Source organism: Moorena sp. (genome assembly GCF_982860115.1).
The window spans coordinates 1-11003 of sequence record NZ_CEYLVT010000245.1 but is presented as its reverse complement, the minus strand read 5'-3'; the positions used below and the strand labels follow the sequence as shown (position 1 = coordinate 11003).

Annotated in this window: 8 protein-coding genes; 4 read left to right on the top strand and 4 right to left on the bottom strand. The window is 42.5% G+C overall.

What is annotated here, in order from left to right:
- Positions 1 to 81 precede the first annotated feature (81 nt).
- Both AC4II3_RS27740 and AC4II3_RS27735 read right to left on the bottom strand, forming a co-directional pair.
- Positions 82 to 2037, bottom strand: coding sequence for an ATP-binding protein (locus AC4II3_RS27740; RefSeq protein WP_488014095.1), 1956 nt, complete (start codon positions 2035 to 2037; stop codon positions 82 to 84).
- A 53-nt stretch (positions 2038 to 2090) separates the two neighbouring features.
- Positions 2091 to 3029: a phosphate/phosphite/phosphonate ABC transporter substrate-binding protein gene (locus AC4II3_RS27735; protein ID WP_488014093.1), complete on the bottom strand. Its 939-nt coding sequence runs from the start codon at positions 3027 to 3029 to the stop codon at positions 2091 to 2093.
- Between the two features lie 1494 nt (positions 3030 to 4523).
- On the opposite strand from AC4II3_RS27735, the gene AC4II3_RS27730 reads away from it, so the two are divergent.
- Entirely contained in the window at positions 4524 to 6284 is a 1761-nt protein-coding gene (locus AC4II3_RS27730) for a choice-of-anchor I family protein (protein ID WP_488014091.1), read from the top strand.
- 452 nt (positions 6285 to 6736) lie between these two features.
- On the opposite strand, the gene AC4II3_RS27725 is transcribed toward AC4II3_RS27730, so the two are convergent.
- Complete coding sequence (locus AC4II3_RS27725) at positions 6737 to 8185, bottom strand: hypothetical protein (protein WP_488014089.1); 1449 nt, start codon at positions 8183 to 8185, stop codon at positions 6737 to 6739.
- Positions 8186 to 8430: 245 nt separating this feature from the next.
- A complete protein-coding gene (locus AC4II3_RS27720; RefSeq protein ID WP_488014087.1) occupies positions 8431 to 8871 on the bottom strand; it encodes a secondary thiamine-phosphate synthase enzyme YjbQ in 441 nt (146 codons plus the stop codon).
- Between the two features lie 62 nt (positions 8872 to 8933).
- Here AC4II3_RS27720 and AC4II3_RS27715 point away from each other — a divergent pair, with 62 nt between their 5' ends.
- The 3 genes from AC4II3_RS27715 (at position 8934) to AC4II3_RS27705 (ending at position 10794) form a co-directional block, all read left to right on the top strand.
- Positions 8934 to 9176 (top strand): DUF8620 family protein, encoded by a 243-nt coding sequence (locus AC4II3_RS27715; protein ID WP_488014097.1) that lies wholly within the window; start codon positions 8934 to 8936, stop codon positions 9174 to 9176.
- Between the two features lie 136 nt (positions 9177 to 9312).
- On the top strand, positions 9313 to 10146 hold the full coding sequence (locus AC4II3_RS27710) for a cyclase family protein (RefSeq protein ID WP_488014085.1): 834 nt from the start codon (positions 9313 to 9315) through the stop codon (positions 10144 to 10146).
- 255 nt (positions 10147 to 10401) lie between these two features.
- A complete protein-coding gene (locus AC4II3_RS27705) occupies positions 10402 to 10794 on the top strand; it encodes a hypothetical protein (RefSeq protein WP_488014083.1) in 393 nt (130 codons plus the stop codon).
- The last annotated feature ends 209 nt before the right edge of the window (positions 10795 to 11003 follow it).

The following is an 11003-nucleotide window of genomic DNA, read 5'->3' as shown; positions in this document are numbered from 1 at the left end:
TGCCTTTTGCCTTTTGCCTTTTGCCTTTTGCCTTTTGCCTTTTGCCTTTTGCCTTCACTTCACCCATTACCGATTACCCATTTAGCCCTTAGGTGTTTCTGATTTGGGGTCATTTACTAAAGCAGGGCAACGGATGGTAAAGGTAGAGCCAACACCAATCTGGCTTGTCACGCTAATTTTACAACCCATCATCTCGCAGAAGCGTTGGCTTATGGAAAGACCTAAACCCGTTCCACCATACTTTTTGGTGGTTGAATTATCTGCCTGGGTAAATGGTTGAAATACTTTGTTAAGCTGTTCTGGAGTCATACCAATGCCAGTATCAGTTACCGAGAATATCAACCAATCATCAGATTTGAGATTGGCTAAGGTATTGGCGGAGGTAGGAATATCGATTGTGGTGTAGGAAGCACTTGAGGATCTCGAATAAGATTGGGGTAACTCCAACATCAGTTCGTTCTTGCCATTCCTATGGTTACTTCCTTCACGAACAATGCTAAAAGTAATCGTGCCTGTCTCAGTGAATTTGGCAGCATTACTTAGCAAGTTTAACAGAACCTGCTTGAGCTTAGTCCGGTCAGCCACCATTGCCCCGAGAGAATCAGCACTGCTGATCTTTAGACTATTGTTCTTCTTCTGCATCAGTGGCTTAGCAAGGCTTTCCAATTCCACTATCAGGGTGGTAACATCAAAGCTCTCTAAGTAGAGATTCATCTTGCCCGCTTCAATCTTTGATATGTCTAGAACATCACTGATCAGTGTGAGCAGGTGCGTACCAGAGTTCCAAATCTCCTTTAAGTCAGAGACGAACTCGTCATAGCCTAATTCCTCGGCATCTTCCCAGAGCAACTGACTTAAGCCCAGAATACCGTTAAGGGGTGTCCGTAGTTCATGGCTCATACTAGCCATAAACGCACTCTTGGCATGGTTGGCTTCTTCAGCTGCTTCTTTTGCCTGTTGCAACTCAATCTGAGCCAACTTGTTCTCCGTAATATCCCGGACAATGGTCAGCACTTCGTTATCTCCACTGACCACAATCCGTGCTTCAAAATGGAGGCGTTGGCTATTAATAAACATCTCATGTTCAAAGATTTGGATCTCCCCAGTTTCCAAAGCTTGGTGAACATTGCGGATATAAAGTTGAGCTATCTCTTGTGGTAATACATCATACACCGTTTTACCCAAGACTTGATCAAAAGACCCAAAAGAATTATGACTCCTTGCAATTTTATACTCTAGAAATGTACCATCGTGACTGAACTGCACCATTAAATCTGGGATAGCATTAAGCAAGGCTCGATTTTTAGCTTCACTTTGGCGCAGAGCTTCAGCTCGCTGTTCCAAATTTTTAATGAGTTTTCGCAGCTGGGATGTCATGCTATTGAAGGAATCTGCCAACTCCGCTAGCTCATCCTTGGTGTGAACAGTAATAGTCTGCTTCAAGTCCCCAGCTGTCAAACGCTTAGTTGCAGCAGTCATCTGTTGCAATGGTTCAGTGATTGACCGACTCAGCAGCAGTGCCAACAGGGTACCGGCAGCCGCTGCAGTTATTGCCACCACTAGACCTTGATTGCGTACCGCAGCAATTTTATTATCCAGAGGTTTTGTTGACAGTCCAAGACTAATCGCTCCCACTGTATCATTACCCAGAATCACTGCTTTCCCAACAGTAAGTTGGTTAGCTTCCCAATCTTCAAATGTCTTATCTTTTTTTAGCTTTAGCAGCTTCTGGCCAACAGGGTCACTCTTGAGACTATACACCTGACCGTCTACCGAATCGGCTTTGGCTACGATCCGTCCATCTTTTTGGTAGATATAACCCTCCTCCACTAACCCCTCCTCCCCGAGCTGCTCCATGACCTCCTCCAAAGAATCAGCATCTTCGTTGTGCAGCGCATCATCAGTCACTAAGATCAGAGTCTTAAGCAATAGTTCAGCCTGTTGCTTGAGTTCTTTACGAAAGGTTTGTTGCTCACGGTGCAGAGATAGCATGGTGACACTAGCCACTGCCACAATGACCAAGCTAGTCATGGTCATTGTCAGTTTAGTGGCTAATGGCCATTGTCTCCAGCTAAATCTGCCCATGCAATTTACCGATTCTCAACAATGTTGTATAATTGTTGCATCCTTTCCAACCCCTGTAGAGTTGGGAATTCATCAAACTTAGCAGTCTTCTGGAACTTAGTCAGCACTTCTTTACCCTTGGGGTCTTCATGCATGGTACTCAGGATACTCTTGAGCTGAGCCATTAACTCAGGATCCATATTGCCTGGAACCATCACCAATTGCCGAGGTACCTTTTCCGTCTCAGCCAAAATAGTCATGGCTTGCCGGACATCCTCCGGGACTTGCTTGAAAGTCTGGTTATCCACTGCACCAGCGTCTGCCTTTGAGCTAATCACCCATTGGATAGTATTTTCATCATCATCACTGAAAATATACCCCACCTCATTAGCTGCCACTACATCACTGGCTGATCCCTTTTCCTTAGGCTTCAAACCTGCTTCAATCAGATAAGCCATAGGTAACATATAGCCAGAGGTCGATTGTCTATCATCAAACGCTACCTTCTTACCCTTGAGGTCAGCTAGGGATTTAATCCCTCGGTCTTTCATAGTAAAGATAATCGTGTGGTAATCACCATCACCCCGTTTCCAGCGGCGCAAAATTGGTTGAGCACCAGACTCTTGATTAATCCTCATGGCTGGGTAGAGGCTATCGAAGTATAGGTGTACCTCCCCTTCTTTCAGCCAGCTGATCATGGTCGGAAAATCGGAGGCAATTTTTACTTCGCCAGTGTTAATATCAAACTGACTCAACTTGTCAGCCAGGTAATTTGCCAGGGGCTGGAAGCGGCGAATCTTTTTGGCTGGATTTTTTGAAATATCACCTAAGACAATCACCTTAGTGTCTTCAGAAATTGTCGATGGCTCTAAACTAGGGTTTGATTGTTCTGCTGGTTGAGTACAGCTCACTAATGAAGTGAGCAGACCAAGGAGCATAACTTTTCCTAACAGCTTGGTTAACATAGTGTCCTACTCTCAATTACAGTTAGAACCGATGTCTTCACAGGTAGATACTAGGGTTAGCCATGTCAGGATGGCTACCTTAGCCAACTTAGCAAAGTTTTCAGTGAATCTACCTAAGAATAGCGATTTCCTGCAGGACACTCTACCTCAACACAAAAGCCCATAGGTAAATTCACTGATTCGGTTATCCCCTTGAACTGTAGATGCCTTAGTAATTCCTTGGGTTAGGTGAAGAGCAATACAGGGAACTTTGTGCCAGAACACCCTAGTGCAGTTGGGCTAGAGCGAGTTGCATGCTTAGAGGGAATGACCCAGTCGCCTGATGGACAAAGGGAAAAGGTATTCGTCTTACCCCAAGGCCTTTTCCTTGTCCTCGTAGGTTTTGCCTCCGAAAAATCATCTCTTTGAGAGTACCTTAGTTTCACAAGTTTCACCTCCCCATAGACACCCTGTGCTAAAGCACACCTTGCATAGCTCGAAGCTCCGGTTTCTTGAGAAGTCATAGATTACCTCCCGGTTAGACAATGACTCTTGAGGATCGGAATAGATGCATTAGTGTGGTAGAACCTAGGAGCGTTTGTTTTATGGTATCACTTGATCTCGTCACATAACATGATCTACTTACTAGCAATTTGTTGCACATCTTAATAGTTATGGGCTCTTAATGTACACCTTCTACTAGACTATATCGAATCACATAATTTTATATTATTAATAGTTTTTTAGTAATTTAATTTGGTTTATCCAGTAATTATTTGTACCATTTTTGCTGGATATACTACCATCCGTTATAGTTTTTATTAAAAAAATAAAAAGAAATAAAATTGATGCTAAACAAGTTTATAATCATTTAACCTTTCGTAAATCCAGGATTAAGTTTAAAAGCAATAATGCGACTTGGTAGTATAACTCGATCGACACTCTAAATTTGCGTGAAAAAGGTTAAGTACCCTAAAGACTATTTATAATGGGGGCGTTTCACACTCTGTTATAGATTACTAATAGTTAATATATTTTTTAAAAACTAGCTAGTTTAAAAAAAACTAGCTAGTTTTTAAACTCTAAAACTAGAGTAAACAAACTAGTAATTATGATGAATAGTCAGAGTTATAACTACTTTTTTATCTAAAAACTTAATCATATATCCAAAACTATGCTAGTATTTCTTAATCATATTCTGCAAATTACCGCCAAAGTGGCGTGAAACAAAGTTGGATTAGGTTTTAAATTAAAGTGATCCCATCACGCTGTGGTGATTCATTATTTAAAGATTGACTAAAGACTTTGTGAAGTTTAAGTAAAGATTTGGTGAAGTTTCAGTGAAGACTACTAGAACTACACGAAATTTCACTGATATAAAAAATTTCTCATATAAATTGCATCATAAATTGCATCAGAGGCATTTAATTTACAGTATCTAAGTATTACCTCTACCTAGACGGAGTAAGGAACACCATGGTAAAAGATCAGAGTCCATCTATTTCTCATAGAAAAATGCCTAAAATCATACAAGCAACCATTAACTCAACATTGCTGTTGGGTATACTAACATCACCTGCCGCCGCCTTCTCCCTAAACATCAAACCGATTTCTACCTTTTCCACGGGAATCTTCGATGATGGAGCGGCGGAGATATCGACTTTCGATCCACTCAGCCAAAGGTTATTCGTTACCAATGCTAGTAGCAATCAAGTCGATGTCCTGAATTTTGTCGGAGGCAACCTCTCGTTATCCAGCACCATCCCCCTGGCATCCTTTGGGGCAACACCAACCAGTATTGCCTCTAGCAATGGCTTAGTAGCGGTTTCCGTAGCCAATGAAGTGCGAACTGATCCAGGAACAGTGGCTTTCTTTGACACCAACGGTAACTTCAAAACATCGGTCACGGTTGGTGCCTTGCCTGACGCGGTAACCTTTACCCCAAATGGCAGAAAGTTACTGGTTGCCAATGAAGGAGAGCCAGCCTTCTCAGAAACTTTAGGTCAGATCGTTAATCCAAAGGGGTCGGTTAGTATTATCGACCTTCTTGACCCGAAGCATCCTACTGTCAGAACTGCAGACTTTAGTTCGTTCTCAAAACAGGATCTCGAAAACCAGGGAGTTCAGCTGTTTGTTGATGCATTTGAAGAAGTTGAGGCTTCATCCCAGGACGAATTCGGCATTGAGGATTTATTCGAGTCTCCGATTACCCCTGATCGGGATCTCGAACCGGAAAACATCACTGTCTCAGACGATGGTAAAACTGCCTGGGTAGCACTCCAGGAAAACAATGCTATTGGTGTTCTCAATCTAGAAACTAATGAGTTCACCAACGTTGTGGGTCTCGGTGTCAAAGATCACAGTGAGCCTAATAATGGTTTAGATACTAGCGATAGAGACGATGCTATCAATATCGAAAACAGGCCAGTGTTTGGGTTATTCCAGCCAGACCAACTTGATGTCTATAGCGTTGACGGCATAACTTACTTAGTCAGTGCTAACGAAGGCGATTTCCTCCGCATTGAGGGTGACTTAGACGGTGAAGAAGTCAGGTTTTTCCAGGAAGATGATCGAATAGATGACTTAGTGTTAGACCCAACTGTTTTCCCTGATGCGATCGCTCTACAAGAAGACGATGTCCTAGGACGTTTGCAAGTTTCAACGATCAATGGTGACCCTGATGGAGACGGTGACTTTGACGAACTGTTTGCCTTTGGAACACGCTCCTTCTCAATTTGGAAGGTAATAGAGGATGACTTAGAGCTAGTTTTTGATAGTGGCGATGCTTTTGAACAAATAACTGCTGACCTATTTCCGGATTTCTTCAACGCTGAAGCTGAGGAAAACAACTTTGATACCCGCAGCGATAATAGAGGTCCGGAACCCCAGGGGATAAAAGTGGTTGAGTTATTCAATCGCACCTTTGCCTTCATCGGTTTTGAGCAAATTGGTGGCTTCATAGTCTATGACGTTACCGATCCTGAAAATGCATTTTTTGTAAATTACATCAACAACCGCGACTTCCTAGGGGATCCTGAGGCTGGTACAGCAGGGGATCTTGGTCCTGAAGGATTGCTTTTCATATCAGCAGAGGATAGTCCCAACGACATACCGATGCTAGTTGTTAACAATGAGGTCAGTGGCACAACTACTGTCTATTCAATCGAACAAGTACCAGAACCAAGTTCTCTATTGGGTCTGTTACACGTTATTGCTTTAGGGTGTATCGCTTGGAAGGGAAAGCTTTCAACAACATGTAAAGAGACTAGGCTTTAAAGGCAAGTAAGACTGGGGGAATAATATCTCCTCCAGTTTAATCACTTGGTATGCAGGTAAATCGTTAATTGTTAATTGTTAATTGTTAATCGTTAATTGTCTATGTAATTATTTAGGTGTAGGGGTTGACAAACTCTGTAACGTGTGAATTTGGCAGCAAAAATCAGCTAATTTGGATTGTTTAATACAGTTTGATTCAGGCCGCTGGCAAAATTAACAAAATAGCTTCAAAAACAACTCCAAAACTTGAATAATTACATTGTCAATTTTAAATACACACCACAGCCTTTACTCGAATAAACTTAATCTAAATTTTATCTAAATTTTATCTAAATTTTATCTAATTAATGTAGCAAAACTGTTTTTATTTGGTAATAATCTATCTGCCCATTACTCCCTAAAATAATTTGTGATTGAGGGTACAAAATTAATGAATTGGGTTATGAATTGGGTCAAGGCCAAGGAATCTGGGGATTAGCCGCCAACTCGCTAGCCACTGCTGCTGCGCCGTATTGATTCAGATGACTCGGATCAGCAAAATACTGATTTTGGTTTAGCCACTGCCTCCCCATATCGATAAAGATAAATCCTTGATCAGTTTGTTTGAGCATCCACTGCTGCAATTTCTGTTCACGACTCAGACGCACTGGATCTAAATAGTCTTTGGTAAGGGGTAAGTTAACCACCACTAAGGGAATATTTTGTTTCTTCAAAAAGCTTTTAATAGCATTGACAGCAGTAGTCTGTTTACCAGCAAAACTGAAGGGCTGATAATCGGCATCATATCTCCCTGACACTCGTGGATGGCTCCGATAGTAAATTTTTGGGTTAAAGGTGCCATTCATAGGGAGAAAACCATTAGCATTGATGGCAAAAGTACTATAGCCAGTGTTGGCGGGAGTTGACTGTTTTGAAACCAGTTGCAGGTTGCAGGTTGCAGGGTCTAGGTTGCAGGGTCTAGGTTGCCGATTTGAAGTTAAGGTCGCTGTTGCCCAAAGTCTAGTTTCTGGTGCCCATTTTTGATAAATTTTAGTAGTAACACTGGAAATAGTAGACTCAGAAATAGCTTGGCAAGTATTGGCAGATTCCTTTTGACTTTTAGGAAGTGTGGGGCGATCGCCTGCCAGCAAACGTTTATATCCTTCAGAGGCGACGAGGGATTGATAGGTGCGGTCTACTCGTCCACTATTGAAGGCACGCACCCCATCAGCCCAGATCACTAACCGTGGCAATTGTTCTGGAGTCAGGAGCTGACGGAGTTGGAAGTCAACAAATTGAGCTGTGGCACCATTTACCCCAAAATTGAAAACCTTTAGCTCTCCTTTGCCTAACATTCCTAAGGATTTTTGGAGTTGCTGAGGATCAAGCCCTTGCAATGCGCGGGAACTACCTACAATTAGAATGTCAGGCCTACCAACGGCAGCAATATAGGATAGATAAAGCTGCAGCTGCTGATCAAATATGTCGTTATCAAAACTAGAGAAGGGCAAGGATGACGTGGTTGCTACTGCTTCAAGGTACGCTAACTCTAGGTTCTTGATATATTCAGCAATTTTTTTTTGAGCAAAAATCCGTTTAGGACTGTCTGCTGGGATAGCTTGCAAATCCTCAATGGCTTGAATCCACTCATTAATCACAAAATGCCAATCTTCTGTTGATCGAGCTAATTGTGCCATTGCAGTTGCTCTTCGTTCTTTTTTCATACCCTTGGTAATCGGATCAATAGCAGAGCAGGCTGGGGGAGAACCCTGATCGACTACTTGATTGCCAGGGGATACTGCTAGTGAGGGGAGTAGTGTGTTTGCTGCATGGTACAGTGGCGTAGTCTTCCAAAAGCCAGCGGCAAGTAGAAGTGATGCTATGGTAGCGCTACTGTATAGTCTAAACCAGAATTTCGGCATAGTTTCGATGGGGTACCCTCAACTTACTTCAATCAGTTCAAACAGAACTATGTTGACACTCCACCTTCTGAGAAGGAAGAGGATTCTTAGTGAGAGCGAGTCCAATATTATCTAGTTTAACACAACTTTTATCCCAATATATTAACGTAGTTTGCTCAGCTCATTCTATCTATAATTATCTATAATTAGGATAATGGTGTTTAGTTAAACCGTTCTGCTTCAGGCAATTTATAGTCAGATAATTTTTAGGTTTCACCAGATACTTGAATTAAAACAGTTCTGTCTCTAGGTCCATCTAATTCAACGAATAAAACCGATTGGTAGGTGCCCAAAGCTAATTTGCCATCAATAATAGGAATATATTCGCTGTTGTTTAGCATCATGGCCATTAGGTGAGAGTGGGCATTGATCGGTTCATCAGGAGGTACAATCCTTAAGTGCAGGTCATTATGGAGATATTTACCATCTTTAGGGGCTAGCTTGTCTAGATGGACTTTGATATCTTCGAGTAATCGTTCTTCATATTCATTAATGGCTAACGCAGTAGTTGTATGTCTGGAAAAAACTAAAGCATGACCGTTTTTAACCCCAGTAACCTCCAGTAATTTTCTGATGTAATCGGTGATCTTGTAGATAGCGATAGATTCGTGGGTTTTAAGTTCGATTATTTCACTCTTGACCAGCATGACTGCACACCAATAAACTAATAACGTTGACAATTAAACTAAATTACCAGAAATTTTTGAAAATGAAAGAGCAACTGCTCCGTGGGCTCAACCAAATTTTAATGCTCGATGTTTTTCTAGTCTTATTGAGCTTTCTTTGGTTTGCGATCGCATTGGTTGGTCGTTCGGTTGGTATTCCCTTGGGACTGGAACTATGGTACAGCCTTTGGCAGCCAGTATTTACTCCCGCCATTGGCGTGCTGATGGCTGGAGCCATTTTTAGTGGGCTAATTAACCAGATTTCTAAGCGTTTGACCTCCAATTGAGTAGATAAGTGCGTAAGTGTGTAAATGGGTAAGTGCTCAAAAATAACCAATAACTATAGAAGTATGGATAGAACATGGACACTGATTTATCCTTAATTCTTGATACTTCATTTGATAATTTTTCTAGGCAAGAGCCATGTTGCGTAAAGCTTTGTTGGTCTTAACCATGATTGTCATAGTCGGTTTGGCAAACCCGAGCACTGCCCAAACCGCTGACTACCCCAGCCTTTGGGATACATTAGCAGAACTAAAGTCCCATGAGTTTGTGGATTTAACCCATACCTTTCATCCCCAGATTCCCCACTGGCCAGGCTTTGATCCTGAAAAACGCACCACAACCTACTACTACGATGAGATGATTGGCACCAAGGGCTCTGGATTTTTGGTACAGCGCTATAATCTTCCTGGTCAGTGGGGTACCCACGTTGATCCGCCAGCTCATTTCGTCAGGGGTAAACGGTTTCAGGATGAAATCCCGGTCACTGAAATGGTGCTACCCCTGGTGGTAATCGATGTCAGCGACAAGGTGACTCAGAACCCCGACTATCAAATTACCCTGGAAGATGTACGAGCTTGGGAACAGAAATACGGTTTGGTGCCAGAAGGGGCATTTGTAGCAATGCGTACGGATTGGTCTAAGGCTTGGCCTAGTATGACGAAAATGCGTAATGCTGATGCTAATGGTATTGCCCATTATCCTGGCTGGAGTGCTGAAGTACTCAAATATCTTTACGAAGAACGCTACATTACTGCTTCCGGTCATGAACCAACTGATACTGACCCTGGAATTGCCACTAGCCAAGGGGACTATTCCCTAGAAAATTATATTCTCAGCCAAGACAAGTATCAGATCGAGTTGCTGACTAACTTGGATCAGGTGCCGGAGTATGGTGCGATCGCAATCGTAACTTTTCCTAAACCCCTGAAAGGTTCTGGTTTCCCAGCAAGGGTGTTCGCAATTATTCCCTAGTGCTGGAATTTACTGCTGAAATTTTAGTTAGCGAGCGATCGCATTTATCGATTCATGATTATCTCTAGCAGCAATCAATCACAAATCAATCGAATTGGTATATAGGGCTTAGCGCTATATATATTTACGAACCTTTGGCAGATTGACTGTCTTGATTGAGCGCGGTCAAATAATTCTAATGGAAGAGGTTATCTACCGAGAGGCAGATCTAACCTAAGAGCAGTAGATCGATTGCTCAATTTAGAGGACACAAAGATGAAAGGAATTTTCGGTGCTCTACTACCAGGACTGATCACAACCGGTTTTGTAGGCGCAACACTACTACCCGCTGCACCGGCAGCTGCTGGTGATTTATTAAGAGATATCGGTATTGGTGCCGCTGCTGGTGCGGTAGTTGGAGAATTAACTGACAACGGCTCATTGATTGGTAATAGTGCCAATGGCGCTGCCGCTGGTGCTGCTGTCAATGCTACTAAGCGCAATAGAACTAGAGCTCGGCGTAACAGTGCTGGGAGTCTAGTTCAAGATGCAGGGTTTGGTGCTGCTGCTAGTGTTGTCACTGGCGTGATCATTGATAATGGCTCCGTGGTAGATAATGCGGTTAAAGGTGCTGCTACTGGTCTAACCATTAACCTTCTAGACCGTTGACACTCCCAAGTAGCCCATACCTTGGGATTATCTAATCGTCGGCAACCGATGTTTATTGGTAATCTACCGACTTAGGTCTAAGCCGAAGTAATGGTTAGTTAGCCATGCGTAGGATAAATGCTACACGATTAAGGTGAGCATTTATCCAGCTGGCCTAGGGCGTGTTTTCTTGCCTCGTTATATCCTAAAAGTAGTGTGTTCAATGGGTG

Excerpts from the sequence above, each read along its gene's own strand:
- AC4II3_RS27715 (WP_488014097.1), top strand. The coding sequence starts at position 8,934 with ATGAAAGAGCAACTGCTCCGTGGGCTCAACCAAATTTTAATGCTCGAT.
- AC4II3_RS27705 (WP_488014083.1), top strand. The coding sequence starts at position 10,402 with ATGAAAGGAATTTTCGGTGCTCTACTACCAGGACTGATCACAACCGGT.
- AC4II3_RS27740 (WP_488014095.1), bottom strand. The coding sequence starts at position 2,037 with ATGACCATGACTAGCTTGGTCATTGTGGCAGTGGCTAGTGTCACCATG.
- AC4II3_RS27730 (WP_488014091.1), top strand. The coding sequence starts at position 4,524 with ATGCCTAAAATCATACAAGCAACCATTAACTCAACATTGCTGTTGGGT.
- AC4II3_RS27720 (WP_488014087.1), bottom strand. The coding sequence starts at position 8,871 with ATGCTGGTCAAGAGTGAAATAATCGAACTTAAAACCCACGAATCTATC.
- AC4II3_RS27735 (WP_488014093.1), bottom strand. The coding sequence starts at position 3,029 with ATGTTAACCAAGCTGTTAGGAAAAGTTATGCTCCTTGGTCTGCTCACT.
- AC4II3_RS27725 (WP_488014089.1), bottom strand. The coding sequence starts at position 8,185 with ATGCCGAAATTCTGGTTTAGACTATACAGTAGCGCTACCATAGCATCA.
- AC4II3_RS27710 (WP_488014085.1), top strand. The coding sequence starts at position 9,313 with ATGTTGCGTAAAGCTTTGTTGGTCTTAACCATGATTGTCATAGTCGGT.